Origin of the sequence: Sulfitobacter sp. DSM 110093 (genome assembly GCF_022788715.1) — a bacterium.
In the GTDB taxonomy this organism is placed as follows: Bacteria; Pseudomonadota; Alphaproteobacteria; order Rhodobacterales; family Rhodobacteraceae; genus Sulfitobacter.
The window spans coordinates 2,653,279-2,673,894 of record NZ_CP085167.1; the positions used below are offsets into that span (position 1 = coordinate 2,653,279).

Annotated in this window: 15 protein-coding genes and 3 pseudogenes; 13 read left to right on the forward strand and 5 right to left on the reverse strand. The window is 55.0% G+C overall.

What is annotated here, in order from left to right:
* Positions 1-3: 3 nt before the first annotated feature.
* The 3 genes and pseudogenes from DSM110093_RS13025 to DSM110093_RS13035 form a co-directional block, all read right to left on the reverse strand.
* A complete protein-coding gene (locus tag DSM110093_RS13025) occupies positions 4-1,611 on the reverse strand; it encodes an ABC transporter substrate-binding protein (RefSeq protein WP_243265493.1) in 1,608 nt (535 codons plus the stop codon).
* Between the two features lie 376 nt (positions 1,612-1,987).
* Positions 1,988-2,647 carry a TetR/AcrR family transcriptional regulator gene (locus DSM110093_RS13030; RefSeq protein ID WP_243265494.1) on the reverse strand — a complete coding sequence of 220 codons (660 nt, stop codon included), beginning with the start codon at positions 2,645-2,647 and terminating at the stop codon, positions 1,988-1,990.
* A 190-nt stretch (positions 2,648-2,837) separates the two neighbouring features.
* A pseudogene (locus DSM110093_RS13035) lies at positions 2,838-3,128 on the reverse strand (integrase core domain-containing protein); the annotation flags it as partial.
* Between the two features lie 136 nt (positions 3,129-3,264).
* Between DSM110093_RS13035 and DSM110093_RS13040 the strand changes: the two are divergent.
* Entirely contained in the window at positions 3,265-4,497 is a 1,233-nt protein-coding gene (locus DSM110093_RS13040) for an IS110 family transposase (RefSeq protein ID WP_243265495.1), read from the forward strand.
* 260 nt (positions 4,498-4,757) lie between these two features.
* Here the strand turns inward: DSM110093_RS13040 and DSM110093_RS13045 are convergent.
* Positions 4,758-5,600 (reverse strand): annotated as a pseudogene (locus DSM110093_RS13045) (transposase); the annotation flags it as partial.
* 474 nt (positions 5,601-6,074) lie between these two features.
* Between DSM110093_RS13045 and istA the strand changes: the two are divergent.
* Both istA and istB read left to right on the forward strand, forming a co-directional pair.
* Positions 6,075-7,594 (forward strand): annotated as a pseudogene (istA, locus tag DSM110093_RS13050) (IS21 family transposase).
* Complete coding sequence (gene istB / locus DSM110093_RS13055; protein ID WP_243265496.1) at positions 7,584-8,378, forward strand: IS21-like element helper ATPase IstB; 795 nt, start codon at positions 7,584-7,586, stop codon at positions 8,376-8,378. The pseudogene istA and the gene istB overlap by 11 nt, the downstream one beginning before the upstream one ends.
* A gap of 313 nt (positions 8,379-8,691) precedes the next feature.
* Here istB and DSM110093_RS13060 read toward each other — a convergent pair.
* Positions 8,692-9,449 (reverse strand): IS5 family transposase gene (locus tag DSM110093_RS13060; protein WP_243265497.1). Its coding sequence is split into 2 segments (ribosomal slippage): positions 8,692-9,128 and positions 9,128-9,449, totalling 759 coding nucleotides; the frame shifts between segments, so codons are not numbered across the junction.
* Between the two features lie 250 nt (positions 9,450-9,699).
* On the opposite strand from DSM110093_RS13060, the gene DSM110093_RS13065 reads away from it, so the two are divergent.
* The 10 genes from DSM110093_RS13065 (at position 9,700) to DSM110093_RS13110 (ending at position 20,563) form a co-directional block, all read left to right on the forward strand.
* A complete protein-coding gene (locus DSM110093_RS13065) occupies positions 9,700-10,659 on the forward strand; it encodes an IS110 family transposase (RefSeq protein ID WP_243265498.1) in 960 nt (319 codons plus the stop codon).
* Positions 10,660-10,994: 335 nt separating this feature from the next.
* Positions 10,995-12,803: a TniQ family protein gene (locus DSM110093_RS13070; protein WP_243265499.1), complete on the forward strand. Its 1,809-nt coding sequence runs from the start codon at positions 10,995-10,997 to the stop codon at positions 12,801-12,803.
* 307 nt (positions 12,804-13,110) lie between these two features.
* Positions 13,111-13,323, forward strand: a complete 213-nt coding sequence (locus DSM110093_RS13075; protein WP_243265500.1) for a hypothetical protein — start codon at positions 13,111-13,113, stop codon at positions 13,321-13,323.
* A 342-nt stretch (positions 13,324-13,665) separates the two neighbouring features.
* Positions 13,666-14,382, forward strand: coding sequence for a FadR/GntR family transcriptional regulator (locus DSM110093_RS13080; protein WP_243265501.1), 717 nt, complete (start codon positions 13,666-13,668; stop codon positions 14,380-14,382).
* A gap of 67 nt (positions 14,383-14,449) precedes the next feature.
* A complete protein-coding gene (locus tag DSM110093_RS13085) occupies positions 14,450-15,451 on the forward strand; it encodes a TRAP transporter substrate-binding protein (RefSeq protein ID WP_243265502.1) in 1,002 nt (333 codons plus the stop codon).
* A gap of 126 nt (positions 15,452-15,577) precedes the next feature.
* Positions 15,578-16,654: a Gfo/Idh/MocA family oxidoreductase gene (locus tag DSM110093_RS13090; protein ID WP_243265503.1), complete on the forward strand. Its 1,077-nt coding sequence runs from the start codon at positions 15,578-15,580 to the stop codon at positions 16,652-16,654.
* 71 nt (positions 16,655-16,725) lie between these two features.
* Positions 16,726-17,586: a hypothetical protein gene (locus DSM110093_RS13095; protein ID WP_243265504.1), complete on the forward strand. Its 861-nt coding sequence runs from the start codon at positions 16,726-16,728 to the stop codon at positions 17,584-17,586.
* A 63-nt stretch (positions 17,587-17,649) separates the two neighbouring features.
* Positions 17,650-18,135: a TRAP transporter small permease gene (locus DSM110093_RS13100; protein WP_243265505.1), complete on the forward strand. Its 486-nt coding sequence runs from the start codon at positions 17,650-17,652 to the stop codon at positions 18,133-18,135.
* A 92-nt stretch (positions 18,136-18,227) separates the two neighbouring features.
* On the forward strand, positions 18,228-19,481 hold the full coding sequence (locus tag DSM110093_RS13105) for a TRAP transporter large permease (protein WP_243265506.1): 1,254 nt from the start codon (positions 18,228-18,230) through the stop codon (positions 19,479-19,481).
* A 197-nt stretch (positions 19,482-19,678) separates the two neighbouring features.
* On the forward strand, positions 19,679-20,563 hold the full coding sequence (locus tag DSM110093_RS13110; RefSeq protein ID WP_243265507.1) for a hypothetical protein: 885 nt from the start codon (positions 19,679-19,681) through the stop codon (positions 20,561-20,563).
* The last annotated feature ends 53 nt before the right edge of the window (positions 20,564-20,616 follow it).

Here is a 20,616-nt window from a genome sequence, read left to right on the forward strand (position 1 = left end):
CCTTTACTTGCGCGAGATTTCGGCGAGCGGCAGGTTACAGCAGGCGCTGTAGCGAACCCCGTCGATGTCAGCGCGGTGGGCAAGCACAAGGTTCGGACTGACCAGTGGAATGATGACGTTGTCTGCCATCAACTCTCGGGCCAGTTCCTCATACTTCGCGGCGGCCTCTTCACCCGACGCGGCCAGCGCCTGCGCGTAGATTTCGCCCTCTTTCTCGTTCAGCACCGTCTCAGGCGATTGGTAGCCCGCTCGGCTGACCCAAGTGGAGCCTTCGGTCATCCCGAAGTATGCTGCATACTGGCCCGAACCGTAGTAGTCGGGTGCATAATAAACCGCTGTAAGGTCAGCCGTACCGGCGGCCATCTCTTCGCGCCAGACCGGATAGGTCACCGGTTTGAGCGTGACATCGACCCCCACCTGCGCGAAGTCCTGTTGCAGCTTTTGCATCATCACGTTGAGGTCAACGCCGTAGACGTTGTCGTTGGGATAAACGGCAACCATCTCAAGCCCGCTACCCATGCCCGCCTCTACCAGCATCGACTTGGCTTTTTCCACATCTTGCGCCCGCGGCTCAAGGTTCTGGGTGCCCGGAAAGCCGTTGGGAATGGGTGCTGCGATCCTGTTACCGTTGCCGCCGACGGTGAATTCGATCATCCCGTCATAGTCGACTGCGTAGGTCAGCGCCTCGCGCACCTGAGGGGTCAGCTTGTCCTTCATCGCGGTAGAGCCCGGCATGAAAGCGAAATAGACGAAGTTGAAGGAAGGGATAATCTCAGTCACCACGTCCGGGGTGTCGAGGGATTTGGCCGTATCTGCGTCGATCTGCATGGCAATATCGACTGAGCCCGTTTCCAGCGCCTGCGCCTGACTGACAGAATCCTGCATCTGCGTGATCACCACCTCGGAAAAGGCGGGGGCGTTGCCATAGTAGCTGTCATTGCGCGACAGACGCAGCTCGTCTTCGGGGGCGTAGTTGGCCAGAATGAATGGCCCACTGCCTACTGAATTCTCCAAGAACCAACCTTCGGCTCCATCGGCAGTCGCCGCAGATTCATCGGCCAGCGCCCCGCCCGCCATCGCGGCTTCGGCGTTCAGGATACCTGTGTAGGGGGCGGAAACCTTATTGAGAAATTCGGAGTTGGGCGCGTGCCCCGTTACTTTCACGGTATGGGCATCGACCGCTTCGATGGACTGCGTGCCATCCATCAAGAAGGAGGGCGATCCTTTAAGGTTGCGCAGCCGCTCGAAAGTCCAGACCACGTCGGAAGCCTCAACTGGGCTGCCATCGGAAAAGACGGCCTCAGGGTTTAGGTTGAAGGTGAACTCAGTGAAATTCTCGTTGTGCTCCCAACTTGCCGCAAGTTTTGGCTCAAGTGTCTTATTGTCTGCACCAAGTGTGATCAGCGGTTCATAGACGGCCGTGAGATATATTTGGCAGGTGTCACAGAAGGCCCGCGACGGATCAAGCGAGTTGACGTCCATGGAGCGGCCCACGACGAGCGTATCCTGCGCTGCCACCGCAGAGCCGAACATCAACGCGCTGGTCGTGCCAAAAAGCAGGACCATGCCCCGCCGCCGTGCCGTGGTCTTTAAAGATGAAGTCGTATTCATACCATAGTCCCCTTTGCTTGTTTCCCCGCCCCAGCATTCTGTGAGGTCGATGGTTCGGGCAGGACTGATTTGCCATGCCCTCTCGGGCAGGTGACCGCCAATTTGCCCGTCGGCCGTCTGGAAAATGACTGTGATCGGTTCGATTTATTAGCTGGCCCGCTGTGCCATATAGATCAGGTTAGCGGGGGAATTTTTGGCTGCATAGAGGGTATTGATGGTCAGCAAATCGCCTATAGCTCGTTGTTCTGGAACAGTTCAAATAGAGCTGAATCATCGTGTCCACTGGCCTCAAAGAGTATAAAACCATAGTGCGGAGTAAACCGCTCAGCGTTTAACCTTTGCGAAACACTTAGCAAATTAGTGATAGAAAGTTTCGTTATTTCTCGATCGGCTCGCGCGCTGGCAGAATCTCTGGCAAGAAGCAGCGCAAGTAACAGGTCGATGCACGAATGCTTTCGGTCAGATAGCCTTCGGTGATGCAGCGATGCTGTGACCACGAGATAGCCCAGATGCCATCCATGATCCCGATCGACACCCCGATGCGGTGCTCAAGATCTGGCACGGCAGAGAAGTCGAACCACCGCCTGAACTCCGCGGTGCGGATCGCTGAAAGGGAGGCATTGCCTTGCAAATCCAAAGTGCGCACTTCGGAACTTACTCCCGCCCCCATGAAAAGCCTCAGCGCGGCAGGATGGCGATTGAGGTACGCAGCCCCGTCCATCTGTCGGCGGCGGATGATCTCCTGCCAAGAGCCGGGGGGCGGGTCCAACGGCTTTTGCGCGAGTGTGGAAAGCGCCTGATGATAGCGCTGCGCCAAAGCAACAAGGATCGCGTCTTTGTTGGGGAAGAAGTGATAGATCGAGGGCAAAGGGACGCCCGCCGCCTCTGCCACTACGGCAAGGCTCATGTCGCTGTCGGGCGCTTCGGTCAAAATAATCTCTGTGGCGTCAAGGAGTTGCTGAAACCGCGCGATACCCCGCTGCCGTTGCGGCTCTCGGATCCCAGCTCGGCGTGCGACATGCGTTTCTTGATCCATTGCGTCTCGCTTTTTGTTTATCGAATGCAATTCGATACAAAAGGCTAAGGCCCGTCGCCGAAGATTACTACATCTTTCGGTATCACTGTGGGAACTCATCCGATTAAATGCCCTGCCGTTCATTAACGTTGACCTGAGCCCCAAGTTCCTTCCAGCTCTGAGCGGAGTCCTTGGTGTTAAATCTTTGGCGTTAGGCCGCCACCTTGTCCGTTGCCTTTCTCTGCAAAAATTTCATCGGTGTCAGGTTGCCCAATGCTGAATGTGGTCTGCGCCAGTTGTAATCCTCCTGCCATTCTTCAAGCGTGTTGCGGGCATCGCGTAATGTTCCAAACAGCGTTTCGTTGAGACATTCGTCTCGCAGTTTGCCGTTGAAGCTTTCAATGAAGCCGTTCTGCTCAGGCTTTCCAGGCGCGATGTAATACCAATCGATGCCGGTTTCCTGAACCCATTTGAGGATCGCCATGCTGGTGAACTCAGTGCCGTAACACCTTTGGAATGAAGCTGATTGAGAGGCTATGGCCGCCTGCGCAGCCCCAGGTAGCGCAGCAGGTGGTCATAGCCGGGTCTCGGGTCCCTACAGTGGTTTTGCACAAACCACACCGCAAAGGAGACCAGCTATGACCAAGATTATTGTTGCACAAGATGCCCCTGTTTTGGTGGCTATCGACATCGCCAAGGCCCGGCATGAAGTTTTGATCGCTATTCCAGATAAGAAAAGGCGACGTCGCTTAACCGTTTTAAACGAACTCGCCGACTTTAATCGCCTCGTTACCGCACTTAAGGGATACGGACGCCCAGTTCGTGTAGCGTTTGAGGCGACTGGCAATTATCACCGTGCCTTGGCGTACTATCTGGCAACTGCTGGCTTTGAGGTAAAGCTGGTGTCCTCAGTGGCTTTGGCGCGTACGCGCGAAGCCCTCAGCAACAGTTGGGATAAGAATGACCCAAAGGACGCGCAAGTGATCCTCCACATGATGGAGATCGGGAACGTGCAATATTACCACGATCCACTGGTATGCGGCACAAACGACATCCAAGAGCTGTCCAAAACCCACGATATCGTCTCCAAGTCGAAGACTGAACTTTGGCACCGGGTGTTGACCCATTATCTGCCGCTGTACTTCCCTGAAGCGGATCGGTTTCACCGCAGCTCACGCAGTGATTGGTTCTTTGCATTCCTTGAGCGTTATCCATCACCACATTTGATCACAGCAATGGACAAAGCCGCTTTCACCGCTGATGCTTGGGACGTCATTGGGCGCAAGGTCGCGAAAGAGCGTTTGCTTGCAGATATTTACGAGACAGCTAAGTCTTCCGTGGGATTGCCGGTTGCCCCAGATTCTGATGCGATCAGAATGTTCCGCTTGGTCCTTGGAGAAGGCCGCAGTCTCATTGCGCAACGTAATCAAATTGAAGATCGCGCCGTCGCGCTTCTCAAGGATCTACCTGACTATCAGTTGCTGACATCAATACCTGGGATCGGCCCGATTAACGCTCTGACCATCCTCGCAGAAGCTGGCGACTTGCGCCGTTTTGGACATCATCGGCAGTTCTTGAAGTTCTGCGGCATGGACTTGGCAACCATTCAGTCGGGCACATTCCGGGGCCAAACCAAGCTGTCAAAATACGGGAATGCCCGCTTGCGCCGCACCCTATGGATGGCTGGCCAGGTTGCCATACTGCAGCGCACCAACAGCTTCCGGGATAAGTTCGAGCGCTACATCGCCAAGGACCGACAAAACACCCATTTGCGTCGAAAGGCGTATTCCGCAATCGCCGCCAAGATGGCCCGTACGGTTCACGGGATTATCAAACATGGCGAGCCCTATCGCCCTTTCTTTGAGGGGTGATCGATCGCAGAAGGACCTTTCTCTGTAGGTGCCGTGGAGGCAGGTAACTGACCTCGTAGATAATGTTCAGGCCTTCTGTGTTAGCGACCCGATGATCTCGTCTTAAGGACGGTGAGAGCCGCAAAAGCGTACTCTGTGTTTGTTATGGGAGAGACTGTCGTTGACAAAAAGCCGAACTGAGGCATTCTCTGAACGTGTCGAGGCACCTCGATACGACAATGACCTGATGCCAAATCAGCCAGTTATTCCGCGCATAGGACGTTGTCCGATACAATCGTCTCTGGCATGCCCCGCTCAGCGATCACACGGTTCAGTTCTCTGGCAACCCTTTGTCCCGACAATGATGTGTCCGCGACCAGCACCAAGTTCTCGCGACTGAAGTCATCGACGACGGCCAGAATGCGAAAACGGCGACCGTCTGTCAGCGCGTCAGACACGAAATCTAAGCTCCGACTTTGGTTTGGGCCATCGGGTGGGACCATCGGCTTTCTCGTGCCCAACGCACGCTTCCTGCAACCTCTGTGCCGCACCTGAAGCTTCTCTTCGGTATAGATGCGCCTCACCTTTTTGTGCCCTCTCATGCATGTAAACATGCACTGCCGGGTGACAGTTCACCGCAAAACCTTCCCGTGCAATCATCACATGGACACGACGACACCCAAACCGCCGCCGTTCTCTGGCTACCCGTTTGATCACATCGCGCAGCTCAGTGTCATCGCCACGGCGCGTCAGGTATCGCACCGACGACCGATCAACTTGCAGCGTATCGCACGGCCGTCGCTGGCTGACCTGATGGACCTCTATCAAGTGCGCCACCGCTTTCCGCTTCCCGGCGGGCGTCACCACTTTCTTGAATTGATGTCTCGGAGCATGGCGTTGTCGAGCATCTGTTCGGCCAACAGCTTCTTCAGCTTACCGTTCTCGTCCTCCAAAGCCCTTAATCGCTTCGCATCAGAAGGCTCCATTCCGCCATACTTCGATTTGTATTTGTAGAACGTCGCCGAGCTGATCCCATGCCGCCGACATACATCGGCGGTCTTCTCTCCAGCTTCCTGTTCTTTGATCATCGCAATGATCTGCTCGTCTGTGAATCTTGCCTTCATTGAGCCGTCCTTTTGTTGGGCGGACTCTACACAAATCTGGAAGAATTTTAGGGGCTCAGGTCAGCAACTCTCGACAAACATTGGAAGGCATGAGCTCCTCCTATAGAAATTATCTGGTCAGATTTCATCACATGTTCTCTGGGCTCGCGTCCAGTTTCTCTCTGTCAATGTAAGTGCAGTCGGTTGATCACCTGGTCCACAGAATCCAGCATCCTCGCGACTGACCTTAGGCTCATGAGCTGTGGAGCCTTGATAGCCTTAATGACTTCCTTAACTGCATCAACGGCTTCGGGCGGGAGGTTCCTATCGGCGCCCAAGCGATCCGCAAATCCAAGCAGATGCTCCAGTGAAAGCGGAGGGATGTAGATTTCCACGCAGAAGTGAGCCGGGTGAGCAGATAATTTCCACTGAGATTTGAGCCATGTGACCTTTCCTCCAGCGCGATGCGCAATGGGGGACATCGGAGTGATACACATGGGACTTTTGAACATCATTCGACGTATGGCACTGCGCGAGAAACTATCGACCCGCGAGATCGCGCGTCGCACGGGGATGTCGCGCAACACCATCACCAAATATTTGAACGCGGGCACGATCGAGCCGCAGTTCACGACGCCGGAGCGGCAAAGTAAGCTCGATCCGTTCGCCGACAAGCTGACCGGGTGGCTGAAGACGGAGGCTGGCAAGTCGCGCAAGCTGAAGCAATTGCATGCCGATCTGATGGTTCTCGGATTTGACGGGTCCTACGGCCGGGTTGCGGCTTTTGCGCGTGAGTGGCGGGCCGATCGGCAACGGGATCAGCAGACGACGGGGCGCGGCACCTTTGTGCCGCTTTCGTTCCGCCCGGGCGAGGCGTTCCAGTTCGACTGGAGCGAGGATTTTGCCGTTCTGGGTGGTGAGCGCACGAAGCTGCAAGTCGCCCACATCAAGCTGTCGCACAGCCGTGCCTTTCTGGTCCGAGCCTATCTGCTACAAACGCACGAGATGCTGTTCGACGCTCATTGGCATGGGTTCCGGGTCTTCGGTGGCATCCCGGGGCGCGGGATTTACGACAATATGAAGACGGCAGTCGATCGCGTCGGTCGCGGAAAGGAGCGACAGGTCAACATGCGCTTTCTCGCAATGGCGAACCACTATGTATTTGAGCCAGCGTTCTGCAATCCGGCCGCAGGCTGGGAGAAGGGGCAGGTCGAGAAGAACGTGCAGGATTCCCGACATCGACTGTGGCAACCCATGCCGGACTTCCCCGATCTTGCGGCTCTGAACGACTGGCTGGAACAGCAGTGTGTCGTATTATGGGGTAAGATCCCGCACGCAGCATTACCCGGGAGCGTTGCTGACGTTTGGGCCGCCGAACAAGCAGCTCTGATGCCATTACCACCCGCATTCGATGGCTTTGTCGAGCATAGCAAGCGGGTATCGCCGACCTGTCTGATCAGCTTTGAACGCAATCGCTACAGCGTTCCAGCGTCATTTGCGAACCGCCGGTGAGCTTGCGGGTTTATCCTGAACGTCTGGTGATCGCCGCCGAAGGACAGATCCTGTGCGAACATACGCGGGTGATCCAGCGCAGCCACCAATTGCCACCACGCACGATTTACAACTGGCGGCATTACCTGGCCGTTCTCCAGCGCAAGCCCGGTGCCTTGCGGAACGGTGCCCCCTTTTCCGAATTCCCTCCAGCCCTCAAGCAGCTGCAAGATCTCATGTTGCGTCGCCCCGGCGGTGACCGGGAGATGGTCGACATCTTGGCGCTGGTTCTGCATCACGACGAACAGGCTGTGCTGGCCGCCGTGGAAATGGCCCTGGCTGAAGGTGTCGCGACCAAGACCCATGTGCTGAACCTTCTGCACCGTCTTATCGACGGAAAGACGATCTGCGGGCCCGATATCGATACGCCGCAGGCGCTGATCCTTCAGCGCGAACCAGAAGCCAATGTCGAACGCTATGATGGCCTGCGGACCCGGACCGCCGGAGGTCATCATGCGTCATGATCCCGCCAGCGGCGCCATCATCATCATGCTCCGCAGCCTGAAGATGCACGGCATGGCGCAAGCTGTCACCGACCTCATGGAACAAGGCGCACCAGCATTCGACGCTGCGGTGCCGATGCTTGCCCAGTTGTTGAAGGCTGAGGTCGCAGAACGGGAGGTGCGCTCCATTGCATATCACATGAAGGCCGCACGCTTCCCGGCTTATAAAGATCTGTCAGGCTTCGACTTTGCGGCCAGTGAGATCAACGAGGCCACTGTAAGGCAGCTGCATCGCTGCGAGTTCATGGATGGTGCCCAGAACGTTGTGCTGATCGGTGGCCCCGGCACCGGCAAAACGCATGTCGCGACAGCCCTTGGCGTGCAGGCTGTCGAACATCACCGCCGCAAGGTTCGCTTCTTTTCGACCATCGAGCTCGTCAACACGCTCGAGCAAGAGAAGGCAAAAGGCAAAGCTGGGCATCTTGCCGAAAGCCTCGTCCGCCTGGATCTCGTGATCCTGGACGAACTTGGCTACCTGCCGTTCAGTGCATCAGGCGGCGCGCTGCTCTTCCATCTGCTCAGCAAACTCTACGAGCGCACCAGCGTCGTCATCACCACGAACCTGAGCTTCAGCGAATGGGCTACCGTCTTCGGCGATCCTAAGATGACGACCGCACTCCTCGACCGCCTAACCCACCGTTGCCACATCTTGGAGACCGGAAACGATAGCTTCCGCTTCAAAGCCAGTGCAGCCGTAGCGGCGCAGAAAAAGAGGGAGGACAATCATGCATTGACCAGAGCCTGACACCCGAAACATAACTTAAAGGTGGCTCACTTCTCGATGGAAAACCCGGCTCACTTCTGCGTGGAAATCTACACCCCAAGATGAAAGATAGTGATTACGTGACCATCAACTTCATTCGTATTGTTGCCGAATAATACCCTTTGGCATTCTGGGCTTGTTATGGCTGATCGTTATACTCATGTGACTTCGTCTTAGTTATTCTTTGTGAGTGGGGAACTCATTAGGCCCAGTCACAAATCAAGTCTCTCGGATGGAGAATCCGTCATTTTGCCCAGACACCTGCTACAGTTCTGTAGCAACCTAAGCTCAGGACTCATAGCCAGTAGATGACAGTGGCGGCGAGAGCGATGGCTGAGAGGAAGACCTTTGGGCATCGGTCGTAGCGAGTGGCAACGCGCCGCCAGTCCTTGAGTCTGCCGAACATGATCTCGATCCGATTGCGGCGTTTGTATCTGCGCTTGTCATACTTCACCGTCGCCTTCCGCTGTTTTCGTCCGGGGATGCAGGCGTGTATCCCCTTGTCTTTTAATGCTTCTCTGAACCAGTCGGCGTCGTAGCCGCGATCGCCGAGCAGCCAATCGACATCCGGAAGACTATCGCAAAGCGCTCGCGCACCTATGTAGTCGCTCACCTGTCCTGCCGTTACGAACAGGTTGAGTGGGCGCCCCCGGCTATCGCAGATTGCATGAAGTTTGGTGTTCATGCCGCCTTTGGTTCGTCCAATAAGACGTCCACGCCCCCCTTTTTGACGCCCAAACTGGACGCTGCGCGATGAGCCTTCAGGTAGGTAGCATCGATCATCACGGTATTCTTTTCGCTGTGCTCGGCAGCCAGTCCCACCATCATCTGTGCGAAAATGCCTTTGTCGCTCCAACGCTTCCAACGGTTATAGAGCGTCTTGTGGGGGCCATACTCCTTAGGCGCATCTCGCCATCGCAAACCATTGCGATTGATGAAAATAATCCCGCTTAAAACCCGCCGATCATCGACACGTGGTTTGCCATGGGATTTCGGAAAGTAGGGCTCCAGCCGCGCCATCTGCGCATCGTTCAGCCAGAAAAGATCAGACATATCACCGCTCCGTTTTCGGACGGTGAATCATGCGGCTCCGCGATAATCAATGGGTCCTGAGCCTTCTGTATCTCAGTTTTGCTATGTTGCCCCCGTCAGCCGCCTTGGCCGAGGTCGCTGACGGGGCGGTGTATGGCGTCTGAGCCTTGTGGGTTTGACCACGTTTGCTAGCGAGCCAGCGCCGTCTCTCTTCATCATCTCGAACAGTTGAATGTGGCCAATCAGGACCACGGACCAGAAGGAAGAGAACATGGATAAGTTAACACACTCTGCGATCATCGGCACAGATGTCAGCCGCGATTGGCTGGATATTCACTGCCTGCCAGGCGGACAGCGACAGCGCCTGCCCAACACTGAGGAAGGCCACGCGCAGATTGCCGACCTGGCGGCTTCACTCAACGCGCTTGTGTGCTTTGAGGCGACTGGTGGGCAAGAATGGCGCTTGTGGTCTGCTCTGGATGCCGCAGCAATCGCGACACGGCAATTGCCACCCGCTCAGATCAAAGCCTTCGCCGCCAGCCGTGGCACACGCGCCAAGACGGACCGGATCGACGCGGAGCTTATCGCGCGGTTCATGGTCTTCAGACCTGATGCCGGGCGCAACCTGCCGCACGAAAAGATACGCGTTCTCAGAGCCTTGGTATCAAAACGCGGTCAGCTCGTGGAAACGCGGAAGCGACTTCTGGCGCAGGTCAAGGCGCATGGGAAGTTGGGGTCGTCTGACATATTTGCGAGTATGGATGATGAGTTGAAAACCCTTCTCGACCACCAAATAGCAGACCTTGAGGCTCAGATCGAACAGGCCATTGCGGCGGATGAAACGCTTGCCAAAACCGCCAACATCTTGCGCTCCGTTCCTGGCATTGGCCCTGTCGCCAGCACCATGTTGATCGCCGAGATGCCCGAACTCGGCCAAATCTCAGGCGAGCAGGCCGCAGCGCTCACGGGCCTTGCCCCCATTGCCCACGACAGCGGCGCGATGCGCGGCAAGCGTGCAATTGCCGGTGGTCGACGACTGCTTCGGCATGTCATGTTCCAAGCTGCCCTCGTTGCCAGCCATCACAACCCAGTCCTCAGAATCTTCGCCGATCGACTGCGCAACGCCGGAAAATCACACAAGGTTATCATCACAGCCGTTGCGCGAAAACTCGTCACAATCGTCAATGCGCTCGTGAAAGCAGATCAGAAATGGCGCACTCAGAGCGCTTGAGAAATACAGTTGCTAGCAGTTCGCAATGAACTGATTATTGGCTGAGCGCCGATTGCAATCATCGATTTAGATGCAGAGAAATGGCGCTTTGTCCCGCAATGTGTGAATTCACACATCATCAGATCTTGCGGTTGCAGCGAATGACCGGTTCGACGGGCCGCAGCGCAGCATTTAATGACCCCGGCGGACGGCGGCTTTGGGCCGAAATCCACGGGAGGGACTCTGGCCCCATCCTCGAGAATCCAGCGGCACACTGACCTATAGGCTGGACGAACTGTCTTGCAAATCGGGGCATTTGACATATCTGGGCTGGAACATCAGCAATCCAGCCGACAATGCCACCAATAAACATAACATCCACGAGGGAGACCATCGCGTCCTGGATTTCCCGCCGCGCGGCCCATTTCTGGGTGGATGCCGCCACGTTCTGCGTGGACAAGGGGACCTCTCTCACGGCGGTTTTGAAAAATGCAGACGAGGCAATCTCGGCTCTGGAAGATCATGGGGAGACTGTCCCTGAAGAGGTGAGAATATGGTCGCCGCAGCAGAGCGGGAGTGGCACCCGATCTTTCCGTGACTATGCCTTCCCGACCAAATCACTCCAGACACCCGTTATGCGTGGCTGCGCCCCCTGCCTTCGGGAAGACTTCGAGACAACGGGAGCAATGAAAATGCGCGGCCACTGGCTGGTTCCACATGTCACTGTTTGCGTCATCCATCAAACCGCACTCGTTGCCTTATGGCGGGAAGCCAGCCCCCTGAAAAGGTTCGATTCTGCGCCCGTACTAGCAGGTCTCGCGTTGGATATTCTGGCCGAAAAGCATGATGGAAAACCGAGGAAGCTCCTCCCTTTCGACCTATGGTTGGAGGCTCGATTGGCTCATACATCATTCCATGAAACCTGGCTCGACGGCCTTCCGCTGCATGCTGCCTGCAATTTCTGCTACCTGCTGGGGAGTGCGCGGCTACGTCTTGAAGATATTCCTCAATCCCGGATGACGCCAGAGGATCGTCCAATTCTTTATGAAATGGGCTTTCAGGTCGCTCGCCATGGGAAAGACGCCATCCTCGAGACCTTTGATGCCCTCCAACGCAGACCGGGATCCCCCCAAGATGGTCCCAGGGCGAACTTTCCGAAGCTGTATGACCGGCTTGCCCATGACTACCGCGATCATCCCGACTACGCCCCGTTCCGAGACCTCTTGCGCACGCACATGTTGAGCACATGGCCCTTGGGGCCCGGCGACGAGCTCCTCGGCGAACCAGTCAAGGTTCGACGGCTTCATTCCGTTCGTACGGCTGCACAGGCAACCGGCATTGACCAGCGCCGTCTGCGCAAGGCTCTCGTCGGCGCGGGGATTGTACGTGAAATGGACAAGGGCCTGCCCGATCCATGGGAAGTCTTCGATGCAACGGCCGCGGGGCCAGCTCTGGAAAACTTGACCGAACTGATAACTGCCAAGGACATGGCGGCATCAATCAACGCGACGCGCTCCCAGTTCAATCTTCTGGTCGAGGATGGTGTTTTGGGGCCAGATCTTGATGCTTCCGATGTGAAAGCTGTCTGGCACCCGACCCAAGGTCAGCGGTTCCTCGACAGCATCCTGACTGGCGCACAGCAGCTCCGGCAAGCACAACATGGCTGGGAGCATCTTTCCAAGGAAGCCCGGCGACTCAAGATCCGTCCTGTCGAGATCATCGAAGCCATCCGCGACGGTCGGATCTCTCGAGTGGGTAATCACATGGAATGGGAAGGATACGTAGCGGTTCACGTCTATCACGACGAGGTCGCGGCAGTGCTCCGCCCCGACCCTGTCGACGCACAGAGCATCGAAAACTTCGCGAAGGCCGTTGGCATCGGGCAGCCCTCGGTCCTCAAATGCATGATCGACGAGGGGCATGTTAAGACAACGATCTTCAGGAACCCGGTTACTAAGGTAGATCAGGCCTACTTCACCGCCGAAGACGCCGCCGCCTTCGAAGAATGCTACACGACGCCCAAGCTGCTGTCACAGACCCACGGCGCATCGTGGCAGGCCTTAGTTCGACAGCTACGAGATGCAGGTATCAAGCCCTTTGTTGGCAAGCGTGGTGCTTTTGGGAACGTCTACCTGCGGGAAGCGACAGATCGCATTCTGAGGTAAACATCCGACATTGTTATCATAAAAGAGCGGCGCAGGATGATCCTGCGCCGTTTTTCATTTTCTTCGACCAATCTGAAAACCACCCCATGGAAAACCTATGGTGTGAATTCTGGAAAAGGTATGCGGTGACTGACATGAAATGCCCAGGCCAGATCTGCCATCTACCCACGTCTAAACCCTTAATATCATTTGCTCACAAAATCTCTCAGGCCGACAGGCCTACCACCGCGGCGGGTCATTTTCCGCCACTGAAACTTTCTGCATCTACGTCCGCTCTGCCCAGCGCTCGAGCTATAATCGCTTAGCGGTGCCCGCAGTCGCTTATATCGCCTTTATGCGCGGCGAGCTTCCTAACTCTGCCTCCGGTGAAACCGATGCTTCTAGCCCTCAGCCGACCATCGCGGCACATGCTGTGGACGACCGGTCACACCCCGAAGCGGTCATCGCTGCAGAGTGCGGCGAAGGTCAGAAGGAACCCAAACTGACCGAGGTAGGGGAGACCTTCACAGTTGCGGCATAAGCTGCGCCGTCGCGAGCGGCCTAGGGCCGACCTTCGTGCCAAGCGCAGCGTGTGGCGCGCCCTAGCCCAAAGCGGTCGCTCTTGCCTATGGCAGCGAACCGTATCCGCCCGCCTGAAGCGGACAGTGCCTTGGGAGCGACTCATGGCCTTCAGACCGCCCGGCAGTCTGAGCGGGGCGGCCGAAATGCCCAGCGGAGGCGGGTTACCGAAGGAGTCCAGCTTATCACACCAATATAAGTAACTGTTATATAACGTAAAAGAAATTGCGACTGAAATTTCTTGACAGAACGCAAACCTGCGGCCCAGATTGGTCTTACCAAGGTAAGAGGTTCAACGAGATCAATGGAACGAACCGTCTCAAAGTCAGAAAACATCGTGGCGTATTTTCGGAACGCGATCATTCTGGGCGAAATGAAACCGGGCGATCGACTACTAAACGAGCGCGAGCTCGCGAAACAGCTTAACGTCGGCCGCCCACTTCTCCGTGAAGTTGTCAGGTCACTTGCGATCCTCGGCGTTCTCGAAACTCGCATAGGTGACGGCACCTATGTCGCAAGAATGAGTTTGGAAGCGTTTTCGGAATACTTCACGTTCTTTCTGGCACAGAACGACAGGGCCTTTTCGGACATTATTCAAGCGCGCATCGCGATTGAATGTCAGGCGGTCCGGTTGGCCTGTAGCTACGCGACAGCAGAAGATTTGGGAGACCTGCAGCAAGGTCTCACGTTGTTGCGAGAAACTGCCCTGGACCCTATCGCCGGGGCTGACGCAGAAGCTCAGTTCCACTCGGCTCTGGTGCGGGCAAGCCACAGCCCGTCATTGAACACCGTTTACCAAGCGATTTCTGAGTTAATGAAACACAGTTTTCTGTGGCGCCGCCAGCAATCAAACGTTCGAGAAGAGCATGTTCCCGCGTTGATCGAAGTTCACCTGCTTGTTTACAAAGCCATCGTCCTCAAGAAAGAAGACGAGGCAGAACAAAGACTTCGCGAGCATTTCGAATTCAACGATAAGCTCGAAGTCGAACGGCAATTACAAGAGATCGCCGGACGGGAGTAACCGGCATAACGCTCCGACGCCGCTACAATGACACGCGGCTTTGGGAAATCCACCAAGGGAGGAAACTATGAAAGCCATCACAAAAGCCCTAACCAGCGGCATTCTCGCTGCGGCATTTGCTGTCGGAGGCCCCATTTTGGCGGCGGCGGAAGACAAGCCAATCACCTTAAACTATTCGGACACCGCCGGACCTGCGGAGGCACAGATTGCCTTCGCCGGGAAGTTCTCTGAATATGCCACGGATCTTTCGGATGGATCGATCAAAATCAACGTACACCCCGGTGGCACGCTCGCCGGCTACAGTCTTGAACCAGTGCGTGCCGGAATTGCCGATATCACACAGGTCGGGCCGACGCTAGCCTCTGACGTGGTGCCGTGGATCTCCATCCTTGAAGCACCTTACCTTATTGAGTCAGATGCCCACTTCGACAAGGTTTCGGCTCAAGACAGTCCTGTCATACAAGATATTCGCCAGAAGATGCTTAACGACAACATCTACCTTCTTGGCTTCTTCAATTTCGGCATGCGTGATCTGACACTGAAAGAGCCAGTATATACGCCTGCTGAACTTGATGGCCGCCGCATGCGCGTCATCCCCTCGAAGCACTGGAGTGATATGTGGCAAAACTTCGGCGCGGTGCCGGTCCCCATGTCGAGCTCGGAAACTGTTTCGGCCATCCTTACGAACGTGATCGAAGGTCAAGAAAACCAATGGCATGATATCGTCGGCAAGGGAATTTATGATGTAAACAAGTATGTCATGAAAACTGAGCATGTTGTGACATTTGCGGGTGTTTGGATGAACGCGGACAAATGGAACCAGATGTCAGAAACGCAACAAGCCGCGCTGACCGAAGCATTCGAAAGCGCCAAGACTTGGTTCCAGACTGACTACAACCCCAACAAGATGGCGGAATATGAGGAATTTCTCGTCTCGAAAGGCACAACCATCATCCGTGAGGCTGACGGCCTCGACCGCGACGCGTTCATCGAAACTTCACAGACATTTTACGATGCCAACAAAGATACTTGGGGCGAGTGGATCGAGGCGATCCGCAACATGAAGTAACACCACCCCTTATTCACCCTTCAATTTCAACAAATTTTGTCGCCCACGAAAACAACATTCGTGGACTAGGGAAGTTTTGCCTCACGACAAGCGTGGGCGACAAATCCAAAACTCGGGTAAAATACAGTGTCCAGCACCAAATCAGACATACAACCTGTGTCCAATGAATCCCCGATCCGCACCGTTCTCGTTGGCTGCGGTGAACATGCGAGGGTCGTCATTCACGCCGCACTATCGCTGATCGAAGATATCGAAGTCGTCGCAGCTTGCGATCTGGATCAGGAACGCGCCCGTGACGCCTCGCGCCGGTTTGGCAATTGCCCGCACTATTCTGACCTAGAGGTCATGCTCTCGGAGACGGACGCCCAAGCCGCAGTAATTGTCGGACCGCCTCATGTCCACACCAGCATTGCTGTGACCTGTCTTCAGGCCGGTCTGCACATATTTGTAGAGAAACCTCTCTTCACCAGCCTCGAAGACCTGAACCGAATTTCCGTGCTCGCGGCGGAGAAGCCTGGGTTAAATATCTCGGTCTCATTCAACAAACGATATGCGCCCTATATCTGTCAAACTAGAGAAATTCTCAACAGCGACAGCTTCGGGATGCCGTCCTATCTTTACGCAAAATTCGCCGGAGGCTATCGTAACGGATCGACCGACTTATTGCGGGTCGGAGCCATTCACTACTTCGATCTTGCACGTCATCTTTTTGGCGATATTACCCGCGTCTCCGCCCTGCCCTACGAAAAACAGGCAGGACAGGCCCACATCGCGGTGAACCTGCAGTTTGCTAGCGGAGCAATAGGGAACTTCTTTCTCAGTTCTCTCGGACTTTGGTCTGCCAAAGGCGCCGAGTATCTCGAAATTCGTGGTGATAGAAACTTTATCACCCTCGACAACCTGCGCGAACTGACCTGGCAGAAACCGCCGCTTTCCATTCGGAACAGTGGTAGCAGCCATCAAGCAGGCATCGAGTTGCCCGCCCCGGCCGAATATCTCGAGCCAAACTATAGCAACATCAGTTTACTCGAATACCAGAGCAACTATCAAAACGGCTATTTCACGCGGATCAAAACCTTCGTCACCGACCTGCGGTCAGGCCAACAGTCGGGCCCTGGGCTAAAAGATGCTGAGCATGCCTTCAAGACTGCATTGGCTATCGAGGAAAGCATAGCCGCCAACGGCACATATGTCGAGCTGTAGACATCGTCGACTAAAGAACACGCTTCGCAAGACCTCACCAGAAACCCAGACAAATTTCTAAGGAGAAAATCGTGAAAAAGGTTATTCAACAAGAGCTCGTAAACTTCTATACTTCCGACTTCTGGAAGTCCTTTCTGGAACAGATCGAGTTGGCCAAGGGTGTCCGGCACGCGCACCTTTCGGTTGATGCCTCGATCCACCCAGCCAACCTGAAATACCTGACCAACGCCTATTTTGAGAAGCACGGCGAAAACCTACGTCGCTCGATTTGGTTGACCAGCGAAGGACCGGGGTTCTCGAACTGCTATTACATCGCCCCCGAAACCCGCTGCCACTTTGAGATCATGCAGATCTTCAATCCCGAAGTGATTATCGAACCCATGCCGCCAGAAAAAGCGATCGGCAAGAAGAATATCGACATCTGGGACGACACCTATATGGAGAACTACTACAAGCAGTTCGACTTCCGTCCTGTGGATGATGACGCCGCACAACAGATTGACGACTTCTTTGAATCCAAGGCTTGGCACAGGTTGCTAGAACAGATGGTTTACAACGTGCAGCGCAACAAGCACGGCCATCTTATTGCGCGCGTCGGCGTACATCCGGAAGAAATCGCCAAACGCGGCATTCAGGCTCTCCGCAACAAGGGATGGGTCGTGGACAGAGCGGTCGACGTCACATTCCGCGGAGATGTCGGCGGAGCAATGACTGGTGAGAACTTTGAGTACAAGAAGATCACCTTTCTTCTGCAACAGCCGGAAACCGTTCTCGAAATCGAATGGGAATATGATCCCTCGGTCGTAATCGAAGCTCGCCCCTATGATATAGTGCGGCTTCTGACAGTGCAGGACATCCAGAAAGACCTCGAATCTGTGCCCTACGTGACGCTCACAGAAAGCGAGCTTAAGGAGGTTGCTGCACAGTTCTGAGCAAGAACACAACACCGTCCGCGGCCGCACTGGCCGCGGACCATCACAGGGAGGAGTACCGTCATGGCGACAACAACAATTGCAAAACGTATTCTAATTGCGACCTCGGAGCTTGCGGCCATCATCGCGGCACTGTCCCTGCTGGTGGCAACTGGGAGCGTACTGATCCAGATCATAACGCGATATCAAAACAATCCGACCCTTTGGTCAATCGAGGCGTGCCAATTCGCGGTCATCGCAATGGTATTCATTGGCGCGGCAACTGCCGCGCGAGAGCGCCAGCATTTTCGCGTGGACTATCTCGCGACAATGCTGCATCCGCGCTGGCAATATGGCCTAAACGTTACGACCAAGGTTATTTCAGCCTGCATCTTGGCGCTGCTTGGTTACTTCACCGTCGATATGCTGTCCCGTGTCATGAATACCTATTCCATCGCTGCTCGGATTCCTGTGCGCTTCATCTACTACTTCATGATCTACGGTGTCCTGAGCTGGCTTCTAGTGACTCTTCTCGACGAAGTCTCTCCGCCCGATCACGACGAGAATTAAGTCTGCACACGCAAAACTGGAGCTCTATAACGATGGTGGCCTTTTCTATCATAACAGCTTTTGCGGTCCTGATGATTTTACAGGTACCAATTGTGCTGACCCTCCTCGGAATCGCCTTCGGGTATTTCTGGATCAGTGACTTTCCACTGACTATCGTGCCCTACACGATGTACAAAACCCTCAACTCATTTACTCTGATCGCCATTCCTATGTTTATTTTCATGGGCGAACTTCTCAATCGTTTCGGCTTTGCAGGCGACATGATCACCATCACGCGCCGCATATTTCGAGAGAAGTTTGGCTATTCATTGCGCCTCAACGTGATTCTGAGCCTAATCTTCTCGGGCATGTCCGGATCGGCAATTGCCGACATCGGCGCGACCGGCCGTATGTTGATCAACGCTGCTGGCCGTGAAGGTATCAGAAAGCCCTTCGCCGCCGGCTTGACCATGGCAAGCGCGACCATCGGCCCAATCTTTCCACCGAGTATCCCCCTGCTCGTCTACGCCATCGCGGCAAACAGTTCGAGCGTGCGGATGCTTGTCGCCGGCGTGATCCCCGCAGTGACCATCGCGGCCATTCTCTATGCCTTCGTAACCATCTACATCTGGATTTTAAAGCGCAAGCGCGGGAACCAGGATATCCCCACAGTTGAATGTTCGATGAGCGAACCGGCATCAGCAAAAAGCTCATTCTATCGCGACCTGCTGTTGGCGCTGCCGGTTCTCTGTATCATGCCTGCCATCACCTGTGGGATGATCTTCGGCATTATGAGCCCCTCGGAAGTAGGTGCCGCCGCCGTACTTTACACTTTGATCCTTGCAGTTCTCTACCGCCGCATCAGCATCCGCAGTTTTTGGGAATCCATTCGGTCCACAATCATAAGTGCCGCTGCCGTGGTCGCGCTTTTGGCCGCAGGATCACTGTACTCGACAATTATGGTGAACGAAGGTGTCAGCCAATATGCGGCTTCGGTCTTTGGTAACATAGGGAACAACCCGCTAATATTCTTCCTGATCATCAACTTGCTCTTGATCATCATTGGGATGTTCATTGACGGATTGACGATTATTATTTTGCTGACGCCGATCCTTCTTCCCATCGCACAGACCATGGGCATTCAACCCGAACAGTTGGGCATCGTAATTGTTTTCAATACGATGCTGGGCATGATGACGCCGCCCTTTGGCCTGAGCATCTTTGCCGTCGCTTCCGTCAGCGGCCTCAAAATCTCAGACATCTTGCGCAGCATCCTGCCTTTTTACGGCGTCATGCTAGTCTGCCTCTTTGCTCTGTCCGCCATTCCAGCCCTGTCGCAATGGCTACCTGACACGGTGTTCCGATAATGGCCGATTGCAAGCCTATTCCCCACCCGAGCCATGCGCGCAAGCCCGTTCGTGCCTTGCCACCGTCAGGTGCGCCTCCGAGCGCTCCTCCCTGAGCGCCAGACAGCGCCCACTTAAAAAGTAAATGCAGACCCGAAAATCACGTCGCAATCCAAGGGATTTACGCGAACAGGTACTAACACCCTGAAGGAACCAACATGTCTCACAACTTAAACGACACCAACACACTCACCGATCACGCCAAAGCAGTCGCAGACTATCTCGCCTCAGACCACTGGAACGGTTTTCTTAAAGATCTTGAGGGTGATGTCTGGCACTCTCATATTTACGCCGACACCTGTATCCATCCAGATTCCCTGAACACGGTTATCGAAGCCTATTTTGCCAAGCGCGGACAGCCGTTGTTGCGTCGTATCGATTACCTGACCCCAAGCGCCACTTCCAAAGTCGCGGCGCTGCACAACCTTCATCCTGACGGTCTTCCGCATTTTGATCTTTTCTTCCGGTTCAAAGCGGGATGCGCACTGGCACCAATGGCACCTGAACGTGCGCAAGACGGTCGCAACATTCTACATTGGGGCAAAGCAGTGTTGGATGATTTCCATCAACAGTTCCCCTTCAAGATCGTGGGCGTCAAAGAGGAAGAGGAGATCCGTCGCTATTTCAAGTCGCGTCACTGGAAAGACACGCTGAACATGATCATGGATCCGGACATCATACATCTGCACTGCAATTTGGTAATCAACTTCGATCCAAAGATTCTAGAGCTGCTTGCACGCGAAGCTCTCGCCGCTCAAGGGTGGACGATCGACAAGGTCGTGCCCAATATTTTTAACGTCCACGGTACGTACAAGGGCAAGCTTGTCTTCCTCGGCACCCATCCAGAGCGTGTGTATGATATCGGCTGGGAGTTTGCCCCTGACACGTTGATCGCACCGGCAGATAAACCGTGGTCTCGCAATGACGTCCCGATCGGTTTCGATCTTTGTTTCACTTCAGAATTTGATCGGCTGATCGCCAGCCAAGACTTCGTCACGCTTTCTGACGAGGAAATTCAATCGATTATCAGGACATTTGGCTAATTCCGCAAGAACGCCTTCAATTCAGCGGTCTGAACGCCGCAACACACAGACTA